Origin of the sequence: Rhizobium sp. TH135 (assembly GCF_002855515.1) — a bacterium.
Lineage (GTDB): Bacteria > Pseudomonadota > Alphaproteobacteria > Rhizobiales > Rhizobiaceae > Allorhizobium.
Map to the genome: position 1 here is coordinate 17,606 of NZ_PKRP01000004.1, position 18,735 is coordinate 36,340.

Annotated in this window: 21 protein-coding genes and 2 pseudogenes; 16 read left to right on the top strand and 7 right to left on the bottom strand. The window is 56.4% G+C overall.

What is annotated here, in order from left to right:
• Nucleotides 1–12: 12 nt before the first annotated feature.
• A complete protein-coding gene (locus C0V73_RS12810) occupies nucleotides 13–771 on the top strand; it encodes an ATP-binding cassette domain-containing protein (protein WP_172450185.1) in 759 nt (252 codons plus the stop codon).
• 1,083 nt (nucleotides 772–1,854) lie between these two features.
• Here the strand turns inward: C0V73_RS12810 and C0V73_RS12820 are convergent.
• The 3 genes from C0V73_RS12820 to C0V73_RS12830 all read right to left on the bottom strand — a co-directional run bounded on the left by C0V73_RS12820 (nucleotide 1,855) and on the right by C0V73_RS12830 (nucleotide 4,311).
• A protein-coding gene (locus C0V73_RS12820) for an IS66 family transposase (protein WP_245407967.1) occupies nucleotides 1,855–3,511 on the bottom strand; the annotation gives its coding sequence in 2 pieces (ribosomal slippage) (nucleotides 1,855–2,676 and nucleotides 2,678–3,511; 1,656 coding nt in all).
• A gap of 45 nt (nucleotides 3,512–3,556) precedes the next feature.
• Nucleotides 3,557–3,904: an IS66 family insertion sequence element accessory protein TnpB gene (tnpB, locus tag C0V73_RS12825; protein ID WP_102020401.1), complete on the bottom strand. Its 348-nt coding sequence runs from the start codon at nucleotides 3,902–3,904 to the stop codon at nucleotides 3,557–3,559.
• Nucleotides 3,901–4,311 carry a transposase gene (locus tag C0V73_RS12830; RefSeq protein ID WP_102020402.1) on the bottom strand — a complete coding sequence of 137 codons (411 nt, stop codon included), beginning with the start codon at nucleotides 4,309–4,311 and terminating at the stop codon, nucleotides 3,901–3,903. The genes tnpB (C0V73_RS12825) and C0V73_RS12830 overlap by 4 nt, the downstream gene beginning before the upstream one ends.
• Before the next feature lie 410 nt (nucleotides 4,312–4,721).
• Between C0V73_RS12830 and C0V73_RS12835 the strand changes: the two genes are divergently transcribed.
• On the top strand, nucleotides 4,722–5,660 hold the full coding sequence (locus C0V73_RS12835) for a transposase (RefSeq protein WP_102020817.1): 939 nt from the start codon (nucleotides 4,722–4,724) through the stop codon (nucleotides 5,658–5,660).
• Nucleotides 5,661–6,012: 352 nt separating this feature from the next.
• On the opposite strand, the gene C0V73_RS12840 is transcribed toward C0V73_RS12835, so the two are convergent.
• Entirely contained in the window at nucleotides 6,013–6,945 is a 933-nt protein-coding gene (locus C0V73_RS12840; protein ID WP_102020403.1) for a LysR family transcriptional regulator, read from the bottom strand.
• 133 nt (nucleotides 6,946–7,078) lie between these two features.
• Between C0V73_RS12840 and C0V73_RS12845 the strand changes: the two genes are divergently transcribed.
• The 14 genes and pseudogenes from C0V73_RS12845 to C0V73_RS23285 all read left to right on the top strand — a co-directional run bounded on the left by C0V73_RS12845 (nucleotide 7,079) and on the right by C0V73_RS23285 (nucleotide 16,022).
• Nucleotides 7,079–7,999: an alpha/beta fold hydrolase gene (locus tag C0V73_RS12845; protein ID WP_102020404.1), complete on the top strand. Its 921-nt coding sequence runs from the start codon at nucleotides 7,079–7,081 to the stop codon at nucleotides 7,997–7,999.
• A gap of 2 nt (nucleotides 8,000–8,001) precedes the next feature.
• Nucleotides 8,002–8,496, top strand: coding sequence for a nuclear transport factor 2 family protein (locus C0V73_RS12850; RefSeq protein WP_245407968.1), 495 nt, complete (start codon nucleotides 8,002–8,004; stop codon nucleotides 8,494–8,496).
• 494 nt (nucleotides 8,497–8,990) lie between these two features.
• Nucleotides 8,991–9,881, top strand: a complete 891-nt coding sequence (locus C0V73_RS12855; RefSeq protein ID WP_102020405.1) for an SDR family oxidoreductase — start codon at nucleotides 8,991–8,993, stop codon at nucleotides 9,879–9,881.
• 54 nt (nucleotides 9,882–9,935) lie between these two features.
• A complete protein-coding gene (locus C0V73_RS12860) occupies nucleotides 9,936–10,397 on the top strand; it encodes a nuclear transport factor 2 family protein (protein WP_102020406.1) in 462 nt (153 codons plus the stop codon).
• A gap of 11 nt (nucleotides 10,398–10,408) precedes the next feature.
• The gene (locus C0V73_RS12865; RefSeq protein ID WP_102020407.1) at nucleotides 10,409–10,942 is read left to right on the top strand and encodes a nuclear transport factor 2 family protein; all 534 of its coding nucleotides are present in this window, start codon (nucleotides 10,409–10,411) and stop codon (nucleotides 10,940–10,942) included.
• 22 nt (nucleotides 10,943–10,964) lie between these two features.
• Nucleotides 10,965–11,336, top strand: a complete 372-nt coding sequence (locus tag C0V73_RS12870; RefSeq protein ID WP_102020408.1) for a nuclear transport factor 2 family protein — start codon at nucleotides 10,965–10,967, stop codon at nucleotides 11,334–11,336.
• An 87-nt stretch (nucleotides 11,337–11,423) separates the two neighbouring features.
• Nucleotides 11,424–11,798 (top strand): nuclear transport factor 2 family protein, encoded by a 375-nt coding sequence (locus C0V73_RS12875; protein WP_102020409.1) that lies wholly within the window; start codon nucleotides 11,424–11,426, stop codon nucleotides 11,796–11,798.
• A gap of 14 nt (nucleotides 11,799–11,812) precedes the next feature.
• Nucleotides 11,813–12,415 (top strand): NAD(P)H-dependent oxidoreductase, encoded by a 603-nt coding sequence (locus C0V73_RS12880; RefSeq protein ID WP_102020410.1) that lies wholly within the window; start codon nucleotides 11,813–11,815, stop codon nucleotides 12,413–12,415.
• A gap of 133 nt (nucleotides 12,416–12,548) precedes the next feature.
• Nucleotides 12,549–12,995, top strand: coding sequence for a hypothetical protein (locus C0V73_RS12885; RefSeq protein ID WP_102020411.1), 447 nt, complete (start codon nucleotides 12,549–12,551; stop codon nucleotides 12,993–12,995).
• A gap of 211 nt (nucleotides 12,996–13,206) precedes the next feature.
• A pseudogene (locus C0V73_RS23280) lies at nucleotides 13,207–13,468 on the top strand (transposase); the annotation flags it as partial.
• Between the two features lie 116 nt (nucleotides 13,469–13,584).
• Entirely contained in the window at nucleotides 13,585–14,043 is a 459-nt protein-coding gene (locus C0V73_RS12890; protein ID WP_102020412.1) for a transposase, read from the top strand.
• Nucleotides 14,024–14,377 carry an IS66 family insertion sequence element accessory protein TnpB gene (tnpB, locus tag C0V73_RS12895; RefSeq protein ID WP_102020413.1) on the top strand — a complete coding sequence of 118 codons (354 nt, stop codon included), beginning with the start codon at nucleotides 14,024–14,026 and terminating at the stop codon, nucleotides 14,375–14,377. The genes C0V73_RS12890 and tnpB (C0V73_RS12895) overlap by 20 nt, the downstream gene beginning before the upstream one ends.
• 90 nt (nucleotides 14,378–14,467) lie before the next feature.
• A pseudogene (locus C0V73_RS12900) lies at nucleotides 14,468–15,800 on the top strand (IS66 family transposase); the annotation flags it as partial.
• A gap of 84 nt (nucleotides 15,801–15,884) precedes the next feature.
• Complete coding sequence (locus C0V73_RS23285) at nucleotides 15,885–16,022, top strand: transposase domain-containing protein (protein ID WP_245407979.1); 138 nt, start codon at nucleotides 15,885–15,887, stop codon at nucleotides 16,020–16,022.
• A 575-nt stretch (nucleotides 16,023–16,597) separates the two neighbouring features.
• Here C0V73_RS23285 and C0V73_RS12905 read toward each other — a convergent pair.
• The 3 genes from C0V73_RS12905 to C0V73_RS12915 are packed head-to-tail and all read right to left on the bottom strand — an operon-like array spanning nucleotide 16,598 to nucleotide 18,728.
• On the bottom strand, nucleotides 16,598–17,086 hold the full coding sequence (locus C0V73_RS12905; protein ID WP_102020414.1) for a 2,4'-dihydroxyacetophenone dioxygenase family protein: 489 nt from the start codon (nucleotides 17,084–17,086) through the stop codon (nucleotides 16,598–16,600).
• 14 nt (nucleotides 17,087–17,100) lie between these two features.
• The gene (locus C0V73_RS12910) at nucleotides 17,101–17,805 is read right to left on the bottom strand and encodes an SDR family oxidoreductase (RefSeq protein ID WP_102020415.1); all 705 of its coding nucleotides are present in this window, start codon (nucleotides 17,803–17,805) and stop codon (nucleotides 17,101–17,103) included.
• Nucleotides 17,802–18,728: a sugar kinase gene (locus tag C0V73_RS12915; protein ID WP_102020416.1), complete on the bottom strand. Its 927-nt coding sequence runs from the start codon at nucleotides 18,726–18,728 to the stop codon at nucleotides 17,802–17,804. Before C0V73_RS12915 ends, C0V73_RS12910 begins: the two co-directional genes overlap by 4 nt.
• Nucleotides 18,729–18,735 lie beyond the last annotated feature (7 nt).

The following is an 18,735-nucleotide window of genomic DNA, read 5'->3' on the forward strand; positions in this document are numbered from 1 at the left end:
AAGATGACGACCATGCTTTCTGCAAACAGCATTCACAAGTCCTTCGGTGCCGTCGAGGTGTTGAAGGGTGTTTCCTTGAGCGCCAGCAAGGGCGACGTCATTTCCATGATCGGTTCTTCGGGATCGGGCAAGAGCACATTTTTGCGCTGCCTCAACTTTCTCGAGCGTCCGACTTCGGGAACGATCGCCTTGGACGGCGAACAGCTCATCTGCCGCAAAGACCGGAGCGGTGACCTGTCCGTGGCCGACGAGACCGCACTTCGCGCTTACCGCGCACGCGTCACCATGGTCTTCCAGCAGTTCAATCTCTGGGCGCACATGACAGCACGGCAAAACGTCATGCTGGGTCCAACACGCGTCAAGGGGCTCAAGCAGTCGGAAGCTCAGGAGCGGGCAGACTTCTATCTGGCCAAGGTCGGGCTGTCTCACAGGCGGGATGCCTATCCTGCGTTTCTATCCGGCGGCGAACAACAGCGCGTGGCCATTGCCCGGGCGCTGGCTATGGAGCCGGAACTCATCCTGTTTGACGAGCCGACCAGTGCGCTGGATCCCGAGCTCGTCGGCGAAGTGCTCCGCGTCATGCGCGGCCTTGCGGAAGAAGGGCGCACGATGATCGTCGTGACGCATGAGATGAACTTCGCCCGCGAGGTGTCCAACAAAGTCCTGTTCCTCAGTCAGGGGGTGGTGGCTGAGGAGGGAGACCCGCAGGAGGTCCTTCGCAACCCGCAAACTGATCGTCTACGGTCTTTCCTGGCGGCTCAGGCGGCCTGATAATCGCAACGAGGTATCGTCTCTGTGCCTCATGCTCGGTGGCAAAGGGTTCACGAGCGGGCTGAAGTTGCTCAAGCATATTCGCCCGTTAATGATGCAGCTGTTTGACCAAGAATGGCAGGCAGTCCAGAGCTTTGCGCCAGACATCATCGTCTACCACCCTAAGTCACTTGTTTCTCCCTATATGGCCACAGCGCTCAGAATCCCGCATGTTCTAGCATCGCCAGTGCCGGGCTTGACGCCAACACAGGCCTTTCCGAGCCCACTCCTTCCATTTTCGTCACTGGGTCCTTTCAATCGGCTGAGCCACACATTTGCGCTGAAAGCCGTTGATCTGCTCTTTGGTCGGGATTTGAAGGCTTGGCGAGAACGAGCCTTGGGAACATATGTCGATAAGCCAGCGCCGCGGGAAGGTACGATTTATATGCCTATAGCCCGGCGATACTTCCCAAGCCGGTTAATTGGGGCCCTGACACTCTGGTGAGCGGCTACTGGTTTCTGGATGACCCTGCTTGGACCCCTGATCCAGCACTTGCCCGCTTTCTCGATGATGGGTCTCCACCCGTCTATTTCGGATTTGGAAGCATGCCAGGGTTAAACCCGAAGGTAGTGACCGAGATGATACTCCTGGCACTGAAAATGACCGGAAGGAGAGGTGTACTTGCACGTGGTGGTGGGGCGATCGGCTCAACCTCTGGGCCCATCCCAACAACGTCCCTCTGAACTTCTCACGACCTGGAAAGCCAACTGGCAATGGCTCATGAGACCTTCGACAGCCAGCTGAGGTCGGAGTGTCCAAACGCTCATTGGTCTCTGACCCTTACGGACTCGTGCGAAAAGTCGGAGACTTGGCGCAGGTACTACAAGGAGCAATGTCCCGATCGCCCTACACAGTCCCGGTGGCGCAACTAGCTGGTCATCGTGATTAGAGCCGGAAAACTCTAATCCCGGCGGTGCGAGGTTTGGTCCCAGAGCAGCATCTGTCAATTTTCTCTAACCAACCAGTAGAGAGTTGGCCCTCTAGTGCTTTGTAAATGCATCGCTTAGCTTTTCCAGACGTAAGCATCCGGCGAAGGCCGCAGGTCAGGCCGCCTGAGCACTCAGCGTCTTGGGTGTCCAGTTCCACGGCAACAATTGCTCCAGCCTGCTGATCGGCGTGTCGGCAATGTTGGCGAGGACATCCGCCAGCCAGGCTTGTGGGTCGATGTCATTGAGCTTGGCCGTCATTATCAGCGTCGCCATGAAGGCGGCACGATCAGCACCACGATCCGATCCGGCGAAGAGCCATGACTTCCTGCCGAGAGCAAAGCCTCTGAGCGCGCGTTCGGCGGCGTTGTTCGTGAGACAAATTCGGCCATCGTCGAGGAATGACGTAAAGCCATCCCAGCGCTTCAGCATGTAGTCGATCGGCTCAGAGACAGGAGAACTGCGCGACAGTTTTAGCCGCTCGGTTTGGAGCCAGTGATGCAGTTCTTCGATGAGTGGCTGGCTGTCTTGGCGGCGGCGCTCCAAGCGCTGCTCGGAGCTAAGGCCGTTGATCTCCCGTTCGATATCGAACAGGGCATCGATCCGTTTGACAGCCTCCAGCGCCATCGGCGAGATCGATGCGGCTTTGCTGCCACGTTTGGCGTTCGCGGCGATGTCGGCCAGCACGAAGAACTTGCGGCGTGAATGTGCCCAGCAGAGTGCTTGGCGCAGAGGCGCGGGATCGCGATCTGCCTTGAACAGCGGATTGTAGCCGCCATAGGCATCCGCCTGCAGAATGCCGGAGAAAGTCTTCAGGTGGCGTTCGGGATGCTCCTGTCGTCGGTCTCGCGTTGCGTAGAACAAAGCTGCAGGCGGTGACAGCCCACCAAACGGCCGGTCATCCCTGACATAGGTCCAGATGCGGCCTGTATCGGTCTTTTCCCTTTGCCAGGATCGGCACGGTCGTGTCGTCGCCATGCAGTCGCTCGGCGGCCAGGACATAGGCTTCGATCAACGAATGGATTGGCTTCAGGGCCGCGGCACACGCACCGACCTGATCGGCAAGCGTCGACAGGCTGAGGTCGATCCCCTCTCGGGCATAGCGCTCGCTCTGGCGATTGAGCGGCTGATGCTGGGCGAACTTCTCGAACAGGATCCTCGCCAGAAGGTTGGGGCCGGTAAAGCCGCGAGGTGTCACATGGAAGGGCGCTGGCGGCTGAGTGATCTTCTCGCATTCGCGGCAGGAGAACTTCTCCCGCACGGTCTGAATGACTTTCCACTGACGCGGGATGACCTCCAGGGTCTCGGTGATATCCTCGCCGAGCTTCGACAGCTTTGCCGAGCCGCAGCAGGGGCAACTGGCTGGGGCGGCGATAACGACACGTTCACGCGGCAGATGTTCAGGAAAGGGCTTGCGTGACGGACGCTTGCGCTCGAAGGCCCTGACCGTCGAGGCACTGGCTGCGATCTCTGCATCCAGTTCATCTTCGCCGGCATCAGCCTCCAGCTCCTCAAGCTGCAGTTCCATCTGCTCGAGAAGCCGCGCCTTGCGTTCAGAGCGACTGCCGTAGAGGTCGCGCCGGACCTTCTCGATCTCTAGCTTCAGCCGTGCGATTAGCGCCTCGGAATGCGATACTAGCGCCCTCGCGCTGGCAGCTTCCGCCTTGGCGGTCGCCGCCTCTGCCTCGGCAGCAACACGCCGCGCGCGCTCTTCGGCAAGCAGTGCGAGTGCACTGGCAAGGTCGTCCGGAAGCTGTTCGACGGAGGTGTTCATGGCGAGATGGAATCATATTCACTCCCGCCATTCCAGCATTTTTGCTTATCCGGCCGAGGTCGGTCGCCAGGTTTTTTGCGGCATCCGCCAGTCTATACCTTCCAGCAAATAACTGAGCTGCGCCGGCGTAATCACGACCGTCCCATCGGCCGCCGACGGCCATATGAAGCGTCCCCGTTCCAGCTTCTTCGTGAACAGGCATGCTCCCTGGCCATCATGCCAGATGACCTTGATCAGGCCACCGCCACGACCGCGGAACACGAACAGATGCCCGCACATCGGATCGCGCTTCAGCGTCTCCTGCACCATCAGCGACAGACCGGGAAAGCCTTTGCGCATGTCTGTATGGCCCGTTGCCAGCCAGACCTTCACACCAGCAGGGACCGGGATCATCGCCGACCCAGTACACAATCGAGAATGCGGCCAAGCGCCTCCGTGTCGATGTCGCTATCCACGCGGATGCGCCGACCGCGGCCCAGCTCAATCATCACATCGCTACGCTTGCGGCGGGGCTGCGATGAGGCCGGCGCTTCCGAAGCAACGGGTTGGACTGACGGCGCGGCCTCCGATACGATCACGGGCACCAAGGTGTTCGCCGTCTCGGTTCTCGGTTCCTCGATTTGGCAAAGCTCCTTGCGCCACCGAAAGAGCTGGCTGACGTGGATGCCAGCCGATCGCGCAATCTCGGAAAGCACCGCCCCAGGCTCAAGGCAGGCTGCAACGAGCCGCTCCTTATCTTCGCGCGACCAGCGCCGACGGCGCTCGACAGACGTGATCACTTCAATCGGATGCTTCGTCATAGGACTACTCCTAGTGTTTGCACTAGGACTTCCGATGTTCGCATCAACCTCGCAAGACGGCCTTCACCGGGGGCTTACGATTGCATTCACACTAGAGCAGGTCCAGCAAAAGTGCGTCAGCGGTTTTGCGTCCGGACTGGGTAAAAACAAAAAGATAGAGCATTTCCGGTGATCACGCGATCACCGGAAATGCTTGTCTTATGAACTTCTTGCTTCTTCGTGAGATAAAGAAGAGCCGGAGAGGACGACCATCCTCTGCCGGCGATTGGGTACGGATCGTGAGATGCGAGGCCGCCATTTTTGCGAATGCCGGGCCGAGCTAGAGTTTGATCGCCCCCATCTTTTCCAATCGTCCTGAACGGATACCCGAGTTTTAAGGCTCGGATGACAAAAATGGGAGATGAGAAATGATGACGAATATTACCATCGGCGCGGACATCTCGAAAGAGCATATCGATCTGCACAGCCTGCCTGACGGAGGAACCTTGAAGGTTGCCAATGACCGCAAGGGATTTGCAGCTATTGTCCGATGGATTGGCACAATAGGCGTGGAGCGGATTGTCTATGAACCCACAGGCACCTATCACAAGGCCTTCGAGCGCTTCATGACGACACAAGGGGTGCCGCTCTCCAAGGTCAATCCCCGCTCTGCCCGACGTTTTGCAGAGGCTACCGGCAGACTTGCCAAGACAGATACGATCGATGCCGCAATGCTGGCCCGTTACGGCACGCTTCTTGAACCGCGTCTCCTGCAGGCTAGCGCGCAAATCAACAATGACCTGAAAGAGTTGCATGTGGCGCGGTTGGCGCTCATTAAGGATGGGACCGCTGCAAAGAACAGAGCCAAGACCCTTTCCAGCCCGCTCTTGAAACGACAGAACGCCGACAGGCTCCGCCAGATCGAGCGGCAGATCAAGGCCGTGGACCAGGCCATCCTGGCGCTTATTGCAGAAGACACGCTTCTGAAGGCCAGGTTTGATATCCTTGTCTCGATCCCCGGCGTGTCGCGCATCACTGCTTTCACGCTTCTCATCGAAATGCCCGAACTCGGCGAGATGGATGAGAAAGCCGCGGCGGCCCTTTGCGGACTGGCACCCATGAGCCGGCAGTCCGGGCGATGGACCGGACGCGCGTTCATTGCTGGTGGAAGGGCCATCGTCCGCCAGGCACTCTACATCCCCGCTCTCGTCGCCTGCCGCTTCAACCCGGACCTCAAGGCCAAATACGACCAGCTCAAAGCCGCCGGAAAAGAACCCAAGGTCGCCATCACCGCCATCATGCCAAAGGTCATCGTGCTGGCAAACGCACTGATCCGGACAAATCGAAAATGGGAGCCAAAACCCACTTGATCACAACGGATACTCTAGTCATTCCCTCGTTTGCAGGGCTACGGCTGGTCGGAAAAGCCTTCAGTCTGAATTGGTGCAGTAAAAACCGCCGTATTACCCAAGTCCCCTATCGACGAAGCCCCCGCATGACACATCGGTAGTTGTGAATTGAATGCCTCTTAAGCGGTCTCCGAGTATGCTGAGAAAAATTGATTACCAGTTGGTCTCCTGTCGCGAACGGTTGATTAGCCGGTCCGGAACTTTGGCACTGGTGGCCAAGGAACGAACGACTCTGCCAAGAAGATCAGTCAATTCTGACTCATTGTGCCACATTGCGGCGCTAGGGGGACAGACGAGAAACCGCCTTTTTAATTCAATCTGAAGATTTGAACGTGGGCAGAGGTCTAACATTCTGTCGCCCGAAACCCTTCAAATGATCAACGAACAGGCGCAGAGGTACCATCGAGCGGTATTCTCGTGGAAAGTAAATGTGGACGCCGGGCACCTGCAGCGTGTGATCTTCGAGAATTGCGATGAGAGTACCATCGAATATCTCTCGCTCGCAGTAATCTCGAAACGTGTAAGCAAGGCCAAGTCCCCTCGACGCGAGATCTATCAATACCGGTAAAGTGTTTGCGATTAGGCTTCCACGTACATCAACGCTGTATTCGCCTTCGTCGCCCTGGAACGCCCATGGATAGATCCTACCAGACGTATGGAAGCGGTATCTGATGCAATTGTGCTCCATAAGGTTGGCGGGTTTCGTCGGCATGCCTCTTTCCTCAATGTACCCTGGGCTACTCACCACTACCAACTTCAACGGCTGAGTTATGCGCACGGCCACCATATCCTGCATGATACGATCACCCAGACGGAGGCCCGCGTGAAGGCCTTCGTCGAGAATGTTTGAAAAAGCGTCGGTCACCGAGAGTTCCATCTCGATCTGCGGATAAGCAGCGACGAACTCTGGCAAAGCCGGACCGACTATCAGCTGATAGACGAACTCCGGCATTGCAAGTTTAAGAGTCCCGCGGGCCTCATGGCCTGTGCTGCGCGCACTATCGAGCGCATTTGCTAATTGCTCAAAAGCTGGATCTGCACCTCGTAGGAGCGCGCGCCCAGCCTCTGTCAGGCTGATTGCTCGGGTCGTTCTGACAAACAGTGCTGTGTCCAGTTGGTCCTCTAGCGACTTCAATTGATGGCTGACAGTGGATGGTTTCAAGCCAAGCGAGTCGGCTGCTGCGCGCAGACTTCCGTGGCGGGCGATGGCGAGGAAGACCTCAAGTGTTGCAAGTGGGAGCCGCATTAGTGTCCTACGGTGCTATTATTCGATATCATACATGAATGTAATGAGGAGTCGGGAGATTAACGCGGCCAACGCGCTCCCGTAAGTTTAATCATGACCGCGTAAATCACATGAAAAGTCAAGAGAGAGAACCATGAGCGAGAAACGCATCAACTTACAGAACACACCTGATATCGAAGGGGTTGTGGCTCGGAGTGTCTCGTTCGACAGCGACGGCGTAAACTTGAAGGGGGTGCTGTATGCACCCACACGCGTAGCAAGCCCGTTTCCGGCTGTGATCGTGACCGGCGCTTGGACGACAATCAAGGAGCAAATGGCAGGAACCTACGCGCGTGAACTTGCAGCACGAGGGTATGCTGCGCTGGCCTTCGATTTTCGAGGGTGGGGCGAGAGTGATGGAGCTCCGCGGTACATTGAGGATCCGAAGAAGAAGACTCAGGACATCACAGCTGCAATAGCGTTCCTTTGCTCGCTCGACGAGATTGATAGACATCAGATCTCGGGCCTCGGAATTTGCGCCTCTGCAGGTTACATGGCAGCTGCAGTCGTCGAGAAAAAAGAGTTCTTCAAGCTCGCTCTTGTCGCTCCGTGGTTGCATGAACCGGAGATGGCGGTCGGTATTTACGGCGGTTCCGAGAAGGTATCGAAACTGATCGCATCAAGTGAAACCGAGAACGCTCAGTCGAGAATATTGCTCGGAGCCAGCGTCGAGGACGAAAGCGCGGTAATGCATCAAGTGCCGTATTACACTGAGCCCGATCGCGGCCTCATCGCCGAATATGACAATAAATTCTCTGTGGCGAGTTGGAAACCGTGGCTTACATACGACGCTATTTCCTCCGCAGAGCGTCTAACCAAGCCTTTGCTGATCGTCGGCTCGCCTTCCATGGCACTTCCTGCCGGAGTCGCCGCTTACGAGGCGCGTACGAAAGCTCCGCTCCAAAGGGTGTGGCTCGGTGAGGACGTGAGCCAGTTTGATTTCTACGACCGCGCAGATGTCGTTGCGAAATCCGCCGATGCCGTTGCAGCATTTCTAGCAGATGAAAGGTACTGAGAATGAAAGCCGTCGTGTGTGCATCCCTAATTGCTGCGTCAATTTATTCCGGAGGAGTTGCAATGGCCGGAACGCCGGAGGACAACATAAAGGTCGTGCAAGATTTCTTTGCCGCTTACGGTCAGAACGATCTCGGTAGAATAGCCGCTGTCTTGGATGAAAATGTTCGCTGGCATATCCCTGGTCGGCACCCATTATCCGGTACGCTTCAAGGGCGCGACCAGGTTCTTGCTTTTTTTGGCCAGCTTGCTTTGGCCGGATTTCGGGCAGAGCCCATCTACTTTGGGGCGGACGAAAAGCATGTGGTGGATGTTCACCGGGGCTTTTCCACAGTCGATGGCGCCGTGAATGTCGACACGACTTGGGCGCTGATTTACCGGATCGAGAATGGCAAGATTGTAGAGGCGACCAACCTTTCTGCCGACCAGGATGCCGCAAACAGCTTTTTCTGGTCACAGTATAAACTAGCGCCTGTGCCCAACAGATTAGACGACTAGACAGCGTTTTGCGACGGCGTGGACCCTTGTGGGGCTATTTAAGCACGAGCGACCAATGGGTCTGTGGCAGTCGTCCGTGTCGAGATAATCGCTCCCCGTTAGTCTATGACATGCTGAGAAATCGCCACTGATGGTCTCTGACGCGTGGGCGGGGCCATCTGTATGGGGAAGCTTGCTCTCAGGTCTTAGAAAGTGATCTGTGGCAGATTTTCTATGGACAAGTATGACGCGCGAAGGCTGGCGGAAGCGATTTGCTCGTCACTGGGCGTTGGTTGTAGCCTCCCGCAGATACTGCGACGAGGGTGTGTTTACGACACGGCTCTGCCCGGCCTGAGAGCGATGAGGCGGTAAGTTATCCGAGGGTCGCGCGACACTTTAGGTTAGGCGCGATCAGCATCCATTAGAGTTCCACGCCTGCCACCGCGTAGCTGACGCCAAATCGTATTTTCGCGATTTGGCCAACTTCATCCAACCGCAAACTGTAGGACGAAATCATGCCCGAAAAAAACTTTACCGATCGCCGCGCTTTCCTCACTAACAGCGGCTTTATCCTGGCCAGCGCGGCCATTACTGGTTCGGCCGCGGCAAGTACTTCCAACGCGCCAGCCATCGCGACACAAATGAGGCCGAATGGAAGATTTGCCAAGAAGGTTGTCGCAATTACCGGTGGAAACTCAGGTATAGGAAGGGCGACTGCAGACGCCTTCGCGATGGAGGGGGCGAAAGTGTATATAACCGCGCGCCGCGACGCTCTTGGCAAGCAAGTTGAGGCCGAAATTCGAAGCAAGGGGGGCGATATAACCTGGATCGTGTCAGATGTTCGTGATCCGGCGCAGGTTGAACGCTTCATATCTACAATTGTTGAAGAGGCAGGGCGCCTAGATATTCTTTTCAACAATGCTGGAATATTCATGACGCCTGCACTGATCGAGGATATTCCTGTCGAGGAATTCCAGGACCATATGGCGACTAATGTCGAGGGCGCCTTTTACGGTATGAAGTACGCAATTCCGCAAATGAAGGCGCAGGGTGGTGGTGTCATAGTCAATATGGCGTCAGTAGCGGGGCATCGTGGTTTCGGCGTCACCGGTCACTACAGCGCCTCGAAGCATGCGGTCATTGGCTTGACTAAAGCCGGAGCGAACGTATCGGCCGCTAACAACATTCGAATCAACTCAATCTCTCCCTTGGCGGTCGATACACCTATGCTCAAAGAAAGCTTTGCGTATCAGGGCCTCACCTACGAAAACATGGCACCAAATTTTGTGACGCCACGCATCATGTCGGCTCATGAAATAGCTGTTGGCGTACTGTTCCTTGCTTCTGATGACGCGACCAGCGTTAACGGGATGGATCTCGATATGACTGGCGGACAGCTCGCCTAATCACGTCATGCCCAAAGCAACAGAAGTTCAGACGCACCCTGAAACGGAAGCCAAATGTCGACTGAAGTAACTAATGCCGTTCAATCTTACTTTGCTGCCATTGATGGTCGTCATTGGGATAAGGTGCTCAGCATGATGCACACCCCGTTTTATCTGGATTACTCGAGCTTTGGCGCCGGACCCGGTACTGATCTGAGCCCGGGGAATGTTCTAGACGAATGGAAACTACTGCTCCCTGGTTTCGATGCTACGCATCATCAACTCAGTCCCCTCATCATTGAAGAAAACGGCAATACAGCAACGGTTCGTGCGTATGTGACGGCCAGCCATCAGATCTCCGCTGCCGAAGGTGGCGATCTTTGGACGGTCTACGGCAGCTATGTGCTTGGTCTCCGGAAGACCGACGGCAAATGGCGGCTTAGCTCGAATGTTTTTTGCTTCAAATTTATGACTGGGAACATGGAGCTCCCCGCAATTGCGCAGTCGCGCGCCGGTTCGCAGACCTCAACCCTTTAAGGATATCGAAAATGAAGACGCTTTTGGCTTGTGCTTTCCTGGCCGCGACGCCTGTCATGGCTGATATGACTGACGAACGACAAGTGCTCAACACCATCAACAATGTTGGCTACTACGCGGACCAAAGGGATTGGGATCGGGTTGCCGCCCAATTCCACCCTGCAGGCGCTGTACTGGATTACACATCGTACGCAAATGCAGCGACTGGTACCGCCAAAGACCTTCCAACCCTGCTGCCCGAGGAAATTGTTGCTGCCTGGCAAACGGTCCTGCCCGGTTATGATCGCACACATCACCTGATGGCTACTGAAAGCGTGATCGTGGACGGCGACACAGCTACAACCACGTCGAACATTTACGCTACCCACGTTCTCGAGAACGACCAAGGAGAGGATACTTGGGTGTTCATCGGCGATTACCAGCATGTGCTCGCTCGGACTGAGAATGGGTGGCGGATTACCTTCATGCGGGCAAATTTGCGTACGCAACTTGGCAATGAAAACCTGCCGGCTCTGGCGGCTGAACGCGTCAAGTCAGACAAATGAGCAGTTATAAGAGTGAGATCCGATGTTCATTCGCACCTTCGTGGCAGCCCTTCTCATCGCCCCGGCCGCTTGGGCTCAGGCCCTACCACCTGCAATCACCTGCTACCAGAACAGTGTCAATGCTAAAGATATCGACGCCTATATGGCCTGTTTCACAGACGAAGCGGTAATGGTCGACGTGTCTCGCACCTTCGTCGGCTACGATGCCATCAAGGCATGGGCACTACGCGAAGTCCTTCCCGCTGGCGACACATTTCGTTTTCGGGCAATTCTAGAAGCCGATAAAGGCTATGCGAAAACTGAGGTCAACTGGCTCAGTTGGATCGTCCACTATTCGTACTGGTGGAACGAGAGTGGAAAAATTACCCGGATGTCTCTGCAATATGGGGACTAACGGGGAAGTACCTACAAGATAGGACGCGCACTCGTTCCTCGACGCACGGCCGTTTCCGCGGCTGCAGGAGAATTAAGTGGTGATGTGATGGATAAAAAACAGATCATGTATAATTTCATAACGGACTGGTTCTATCGATTTGATCGACTGGACCCTGTTGATGCGTTCCTGCCGAACCTTCATCCTGATGTCGAATGGGATATGCCCGATGTCGACCGCACTCTGCACGGCCACGCTCGCTTTAGAGCTTGGTATGTGGGTGTTTTGGCTTCGTTTCTACGCCCAACTCAACACGATCTAAGTGAAATCGATGTTCAGGAAGGCACTGTCAGTTTCAAGGTGCGTCTACGTGCGCAGTTAGCACAAGGGTCACACGTAGATGTGACCGCTCGGGAGATTTGGCGTTACCAACTGAGCGAGGAAGGCTTTCCACTTTTGACTCATTACTCAGTTAAAATTTAATCAAGGCTCGCAACATGAAAATACTTGTTTTGACTGCTCACCCAGATCTATCAAAGTCTCAAATCAACCGAGTTTGGTTCAACTCGATTGCGAAACAGCAGAGTATTACGATTCGTAACCTTACCGAGATTGGTGGGCCGGAAATGAGATTTGATAAGGATGCGGAGCAGGCCATTCTGCTCAACCACGACCGGATCGCCTTACAGTTTCCGTTTTACTGGTATTCGAGCCCACCAGTGATGAAGTCGTGGATGGACCAAGTATTAAGTTACGGATTTGCTTATGGGCCGGACGGTGATAAGCTGAAGGGTAAGGAGCTTTTACTTCTTGTTTCGACTGGAGGGCCGGCCGATAGCTATCATGCCGGAGGGTACAATAACTTTTCAATGGATGAGTTCCTAAAGCCATTTCAGCAAACGGCAATTCTTGCGCAAATGAGTTATCTACGGCCGTTCGTGTTTCACGGTATGGCACGTGCAACACTGCAGCAGATGGCGGACAGCGCTGCATCAATGTTGGCGTATCTGCAAGACCCCGAACTTGACCCACGTGTTCGCCAGTCAAAGCTCCTAAAGGAACTCTCATCAAGTCCCGAACAAGCTAAAGCAGTAAGCTAGAGGCAACAACAGCAGCGGCGTCGGTCTAGATGTGAGCCACAGATTCTGCGCCGTACAGGAAGTTGATCAGACTGGAAGATCCCTAGGATTTAACATCATTGTCGCGAACGACCTACATGAAAAATACGGTGTCATGTCCAAAAAAGTTGCACTAGTCATTGGCGCGTGCGGCGGCGCCGCTCATTATAGCGCGCTCACTTTGGCAAAATTGGGTACCCACATAATCGGAACATACGATCAACGTGCGGACAATGCTGAAAAAGTGAAAATGGAAATTGAGTCTTGCGGTGCTTGTGCGGCGATGATGTTTTTTGATGCAAATAAAACAAATATAACGTTATTTGCTCGGGAACTAATCGTAGTCCTTTCGGAAAATTTTGGCGTTGATAGAATCGATAACATTGTCTTAGACACGGGATCGATTTCGAACTTACCCTACGGTGTTGGGAAATTTGATCCATTGCGTTTCTACGAGACGCACGTACGTATACCTCATTTAGTTACTGAGGGCTTGAACGAAATTCTAGCAGAATCGGGAAGTGTCATTCTGCTGTCGTCGTATGCCAAACGGGCGTCGTAGGCGTGCGGATACGCCTGCTAGTGGAGTGTGCCCCGGTTCGCCTGTCATGTTGGCTGGTTTAATTTTGCCCTGGTGAACTGCCGAGAGGAGGTCATCTTAAACGTGGAATGGAGATGAATTTCGTCATTGCCCAAGCCGTTGCCCCCATGAGTAGAGCCGTTTGGAGCTGGGTTTCCGCTTATGTTGCCTACGGGGACAGAAGCGAGTTGCAATGAAGGCATCGAGGTTTAGCGAGGCGCAGGTTGCGTTCGTTGTGAAGCAGGAGGAAGACGGCACATCGGTCGTCGAGGTGTGCCGAAGGCGGGCATGTCCGATGCCACGTTCTACAATTGGCGCAAGAACTATGCAGGCCTGATGCTCTCCGAGATGAGCGGTTATGCCAGCTTGAGGAGGAGAATGCCAAACTGAAGCGGATCGTCGCCGGCCCGTCGCCGGACATGGCCATACTTTTGGTTGTGCTGTCAAAAAACGCCTAGAAGCTTGCCCGCGAGCGTTCGCTTGTCGACAGTAAGCGCTAATTTCGGCGCACCTTTTACCACCGAGGCCTCTGCCGCATGAAGTGTCCACTTAAAATAGGTGGACGCCAAATATGAGTGACGAAGAGCAGAAACTGCGAGTGCGGCTTGTGGGGCGTGATGGTCGACGCCGCTATGATCCATCATCAAAGGCCCGGCTTGTAGCGGCCTGCCTTGAGCCAGGGGTGTCGATATCGGGCCTGGCTCTTGCCCATGGGGTCAACGCGAACGTTCTCCGCAAGTGGGTCAAAGATGCCAGGGAGTCTGGGTTGCCGACGGTATCATCACGATCGACGTTTATCTCGGTCATCGCCGCCGACTGTGGCCGGCCTGATGAGACCCGCTCGCTGGATGTGGAGGTCGCACGAGGTGAAAGCCAACCGGCATCACCGGGGCGGACAGCAGGCCCCTGTGGTTCTTCCAAGATCAGGGCTTTGCTGCCGAACGGCGTGAGGCTTTCGCTGGAGTGTGGTGATGTGGATGCGTTGACGGCAATCATCGGAGCGCTTTGCCATGTTCAGACTAGGCGCTGATCTCAAGGTCTACTTGCATCGCGAGCCCATCGACTTTCGCGCCGGCATCAACAGCCTTGCTGTCCTGGTGCAGGAGACGATGGAGCTCGACCCGTTTGCGCCTGCGGTCTTTGCCTTTTGCAATCGTCGTCGCGACCGGATGAAGCTGTTGTTCTTCGATCGCTCCGGTTTTGTGATGGTCCTGAAACGATTGACCGAGGACAGATTCCGATGGCCACACCGAGAAACTGCGGTGGTGTCGCTTTCGACTGAGCAATTGCACTGGATTCTCGACGGCATCGATATTGATGCGATGGTCCGTCATCCGGTTCGGCAATACCATATCGCCGGGTGACGGCTGCCGACTTCTTCTGTTGACGCGTCGGCGCGGCTCAGATTCAAGAATCTGATGAACCGACCCGGCGAACCCAGCATTGCGGAACTGATGGCGCAATTGGCAGCGAATGCTGCCGAAATCGCCGCGCTGAAAGCCGAGAAAGAAGCGCTCAGCGCCCGCGTGGTCAAGCTCGAGGAAGAGTTGGCACTGGCGCGGCTCCATCGGTTTGCACCGAAGAGCGAAAAGCACGTCGATCGGCTCTTTGATGAAGCCGAGCAGGTTGCCGATGAGGAGGACGCTGGCGACGACGACGGCGATCTCGTCGACCTGCCGGACACGGGTTTGGCGTCAACCGAGAAACTGCAAGGCAAGAAGCGCGGCCGCAAACCCCTGCCAGAACATCTGCCGCGCGAGCGCGTCGAATATGACCTGACCGACGATGAGAAGGCCTGTCCGTGCTGCCATCACCAGATGCATCGCATGGGTGAGGCCGTCTCAGAGCAGCTCCATATCGAGGTAAAGGCCAAGGTCCTGCAGAATGTTCGGTTCAAATATGCCTGTCGTCATTGCGACCGGACCGGCATCAACACGCCTGTGGTCCTCGCACCGATGCCCGCGCAGCCCTTGCCGGGCAGCATCGCCACGGCCTCGACGCTGGCCTTCGCGCTCGTCCACAAATATGTCGACGGCACGCCGCTTTACCGCCTGTCCCAGGCCTTCGAGCGCGCCGGCGTTCCCATCAGCCGCGGCGCTCTCGGGCATTGGGTGATCGGATCGAGCGAGAGGCATCTCTCCCGCATCTACGATGCGCTGAAGCTCCGGCTTCGGGCCCAACCGCTTGTCCACGGCGACGAAACGACGGTCCAGGTTCTGAAGGAAAAGGACAGGGAGGCCACCAGCACATCCTATATGTGGGCGTATCGGAGCGGTGAGGACAGCAATGAACCGATCGTGCTTCTCGACTACCAACCCGGCCGCGGCCAGATTTATCCGCAGGCCTTCCTCGGCGACTACCGCGGCATACTGATGAGCGATGGCTACACCGCCTGGCGAACGTTGGAAGGGGCAACGCATTTGGGATGCATGGCCCATTCCAGGCGTCGCTTCGTCGATGCCCTGAAGACAAGGAAGAAAGGTGGCGGACCACCGGAGCAGGCGCTGAAGTTCTTCGAGCAGCTCTACCGGATCGAAAGCCAAGCCAGAGTAGAAAAGGCGGAAGCTGGAGAAATGCAAGCCGAATGCATTCGCCGTTTCCGCCGGCAGCACAGTCCCCATCCTGAACGCTCTCAAGGCATGGCTCGATGACATCGCGCCGAAGGTCCTGCCCGACAGCAAGATCGGCGACGCCGTATCCTACACCCTGAACCAATGGGAATACCTGACGCGCTACACTCAAGACGGCAGAATGCCGATCGACAACAACCTGCTGGAACGTGATATCAGGATTTTTGCCACTGGAAGAAAATCCTGGCTGTTCAGCGATACTGCGGACGGAGCCAAGGCCAGTGCCGTCGTCTACAGCATCATGCTGACCTGCCGCGCCTGCGGTATCGAACCATTGGCTTACTTGCGCCACATCCTCAGCGAATTGCCGCAACGCGCATCGGATACCGACATCTCCGACCTGCTGCCATTCAACTTCGCCAGGACCGCTACTGCCTGATCCCAGACGAACGCTTGACAGCCACGACGGTCAAACGACACGCGGCAACGTGCAGGGAAATGAGCGCTTACTGTCGACAAGGTCTGGTCCGAGAAAAAGGTGTCAACCCGCCGGGACTGTGCGGTGCTGAAGTTCGACTGGTTGCTCTGTGTCTACAAGTCGAAACCCGGCGAGCAGGCTGAACTGAAGCTGAGGATCAGAGACATTTGCCAGACACGCGGTCGGTTTGGATATCGGCGCGTGCATGTCCTGCTCAAGCGATATCGTTGATCGGTCAATCCGAAGCGAAGCTATCGCCTTCACAAGGAGATGAGTCTTCAACTGCGCAACAAGGTACCAAAGCGGACGTGAAAGAAATGCTGCGGTCAAACCGGACCGCGGCCACCCGTTTCAACCATGTCTCGGCGATGAATTTCGTGCGTGGCCAGTTGGCTACCGGCCGCAGACTTCCATCGACCCACTTTCTTTTTGTCCAAACCTGCCAGAGGCGGCGCCCCTCGTTTACGGAGCGCTATGACATTCTCCTCCGAAAGGTCGGTTCATGTGACATTTTTCACTAAACTCACCTTCCTGTACTATCGCACGAACTGCTTCACGAAATCTGGGCCAAGACCAATTTTTTCGTAATAGGCCCCGCACATGTCAATCTTCGTGAACACATCCTCGAAGCCCGTATGGTGACCATTTTCGTCGACGTAATACATGCAGCCAGAGATATTGAAGAAGGTGATCATCTCTTCCACATCGTCGGGCACGGTAAGCGTGTGAGTCTCGCCAGGTGGCTCAAAGACATAGGCGCCCTCAGTTGCGACCCAGCTGTGCTCAAGATAGTACCACTTACCTTTGATGACATAACCATGGACAGGGCCCGGGTGGCGGTGTCTGCTCAGCACTCCAGCTTTACGCACCTTCAGCAGGTTGCACCAGCCGCCCTGTATCGTGTTGAGCATCAGTGGCCGAAACCAGACATCTGGCGCCTGCGGCACCCAGAGGCGGTCATCCTCGGGTACAGCCGTGGTGACAATCTCCAGTGGCGAAAGCGGGTGGACGGGTTGAAAGCTCATCCTAATCTCCTTGTCTACGCAGAGGCATAGCCGCCATCAACAGGCAGGATTATTCCGGTTACGAAGCGCGCAGCGTCCGAGCAAAGGAAAACGACTGGGCCGGCAACATCCTGGGGGGTACCCCAGCGCCGCATTGGCGTTCGCGATAAGATCGGTTCGGCGCGTGCACTGTCTTCGACTAAAGGGCGGGTCAGTTCTGTTGCGATCCAGCCGGGGGCAACGGCATTGATGCGGATGCCTTCGGATGCCCAAGCTACCGCCAGTGCCTTGGTGAGTTGCGCCACACCGCCTTTGCTTGCTGTGTAAGCGGGGACTGTGGGGCCGCCGAAGAAGGACAGCATCGAGGCCGTGTTGACAATGGCGCCGCCTGTCTTTGCCAGCAGCGGCTTTGCGGCGTTACAGGTGCGCATCATGCCGTTGAGATTGATATCGATGACATCGGCAAAGGTTTCGATCTCATATTCCGCCCCGCCGCGCCGGATCAGGCCGGCGCAATTGACGAGCGCGTCGAGGCTTTCCAGCCCGTTGAAAAGCGCGGTAATGGCATCGTTGTCACGAACATCCAGCACCCGGCCGCTCAAACCCTTCACCTGCGGCATGGCCGTGACTTCCGCAGCATCGACGCCGGTGGCGATCACCTCATAGCCGGCCTCGCAAAGGGCGATCGCCACTGCAAGCCCGATGCCTCGGCCGCCGCCGGTCACAATCGCGCGCTTCATTGGCCGTCCTCCGCCGCAAGGAAGGAAAGCACGTCGTCCCGGCGCGGGATCGGCGCGACGGCGCCAAAGCCCTCTGTCGAAAGTGCTGCCGCTGCATTGGCATAACGTGCAGCTTCGAAGGGATCGGCACCGTTGACCGTTGCGGCGAGGAATGCCCCGTCGAAGGTGTCACCCGCCCCCGTGGCATCGATCGTCCGGACCTTGCGGCCTGCGAGATAGCGCCGTTCTCTGGCTGTTGCGACCAGCACGCCGTCCGCTCCGAGTTTCAGCACCACGAGCGGCGCTCCGAGAGCCAGATAGCGGTCCAAGATCTCATCCCGGTCGCTGAGACCGGTGAGGACGGTTGCGTCTTCGAGGCTCGGGAAGATTACGTCGCAGAGCGGGATCGTGGCATCGACGATGGCGCGGGCACGGGCAAGCGGCCAGAGTTTGAGGCGAAGATTGGTGTCATAGGAAATCTTGCCGCCCGCCGCCCGTACAATTTCGATTGCCCGGAATACTGCATCGCAAGCCGTCGCACTGATGGCCTGGCTGATGCCGGAGACATGCAGATATCGGGCGGAAGCGAGATAGGCTTCGTGCAGGTCCTGAGGACCCAGCCGGCTCGCGGCGGAGCCTCCCCTCAGATAGTTGAAGACATGCCCCTTGTCGCCATGGCTGACGAAATAGACGCCGGTATGCGCTTCGGAGTGGCGTTGCACGGCAGTCGTGTCGACACCCTCACGTGACCAGAGCTCGATGAAGCTGTCTCCGAACTGGTCGTTGCCGAGTGCAGTTACGTAGCCTGCACGCGCGCCCTGACGTGCGGTTGCGATAACGGCATTCGAGGTGTCGCCGCCATGGCCAAGCATGTAGCTGCCGTCGGCGCCCGTCTGGTTGAACTCGATGAGCGGCTCACCGAGCCCGATGATATCCAGTTGCATTTCAAGT

What these genes read in the sequence shown, in the direction of transcription:
- tnpB (WP_102020401.1), bottom strand. Translation starts at nt 3,904, where the DNA reads ATGATCCCGGTCCCTGCTGGTGTGAAGGTCTGGCTGGCAACGGGCCAT.
- C0V73_RS12885 (WP_102020411.1), top strand. Translation starts at nt 12,549, where the DNA reads ATGTCCAAAAAAGTTGCACTAGTCATTGGCGCGTGCGGCGGCGCCGCT.
- C0V73_RS12865 (WP_102020407.1), top strand. Translation starts at nt 10,409, where the DNA reads ATGAAGACGCTTTTGGCTTGTGCTTTCCTGGCCGCGACGCCTGTCATG.
- C0V73_RS12830 (WP_102020402.1), bottom strand. Translation starts at nt 4,311, where the DNA reads ATGACGAAGCATCCGATTGAAGTGATCACGTCTGTCGAGCGCCGTCGG.
- C0V73_RS12850 (WP_245407968.1), top strand. Translation starts at nt 8,002, where the DNA reads ATGAAAGCCGTCGTGTGTGCATCCCTAATTGCTGCGTCAATTTATTCC.
- C0V73_RS12915 (WP_102020416.1), bottom strand. Translation starts at nt 18,728, where the DNA reads ATGCAACTGGATATCATCGGGCTCGGTGAGCCGCTCATCGAGTTCAAC.
- C0V73_RS12810 (WP_172450185.1), top strand. Translation starts at nt 13, where the DNA reads ATGCTTTCTGCAAACAGCATTCACAAGTCCTTCGGTGCCGTCGAGGTG.
- C0V73_RS12855 (WP_102020405.1), top strand. Translation starts at nt 8,991, where the DNA reads ATGCCCGAAAAAAACTTTACCGATCGCCGCGCTTTCCTCACTAACAGC.
- C0V73_RS12845 (WP_102020404.1), top strand. Translation starts at nt 7,079, where the DNA reads ATGAGCGAGAAACGCATCAACTTACAGAACACACCTGATATCGAAGGG.
- C0V73_RS12835 (WP_102020817.1), top strand. Translation starts at nt 4,722, where the DNA reads ATGACGAATATTACCATCGGCGCGGACATCTCGAAAGAGCATATCGAT.
- tnpB (WP_102020413.1), top strand. Translation starts at nt 14,024, where the DNA reads ATGTTCAGACTAGGCGCTGATCTCAAGGTCTACTTGCATCGCGAGCCC.
- C0V73_RS12880 (WP_102020410.1), top strand. Translation starts at nt 11,813, where the DNA reads ATGAAAATACTTGTTTTGACTGCTCACCCAGATCTATCAAAGTCTCAA.
- C0V73_RS12905 (WP_102020414.1), bottom strand. Translation starts at nt 17,086, where the DNA reads ATGAGCTTTCAACCCGTCCACCCGCTTTCGCCACTGGAGATTGTCACC.
- C0V73_RS12875 (WP_102020409.1), top strand. Translation starts at nt 11,424, where the DNA reads ATGGATAAAAAACAGATCATGTATAATTTCATAACGGACTGGTTCTAT.
- C0V73_RS12860 (WP_102020406.1), top strand. Translation starts at nt 9,936, where the DNA reads ATGTCGACTGAAGTAACTAATGCCGTTCAATCTTACTTTGCTGCCATT.
- C0V73_RS23285 (WP_245407979.1), top strand. Translation starts at nt 15,885, where the DNA reads ATGCTGACCTGCCGCGCCTGCGGTATCGAACCATTGGCTTACTTGCGC.
- C0V73_RS12840 (WP_102020403.1), bottom strand. Translation starts at nt 6,945, where the DNA reads ATGCGGCTCCCACTTGCAACACTTGAGGTCTTCCTCGCCATCGCCCGC.
- C0V73_RS12870 (WP_102020408.1), top strand. Translation starts at nt 10,965, where the DNA reads ATGTTCATTCGCACCTTCGTGGCAGCCCTTCTCATCGCCCCGGCCGCT.
- C0V73_RS12910 (WP_102020415.1), bottom strand. Translation starts at nt 17,805, where the DNA reads ATGAAGCGCGCGATTGTGACCGGCGGCGGCCGAGGCATCGGGCTTGCA.
- C0V73_RS12890 (WP_102020412.1), top strand. Translation starts at nt 13,585, where the DNA reads ATGAGTGACGAAGAGCAGAAACTGCGAGTGCGGCTTGTGGGGCGTGAT.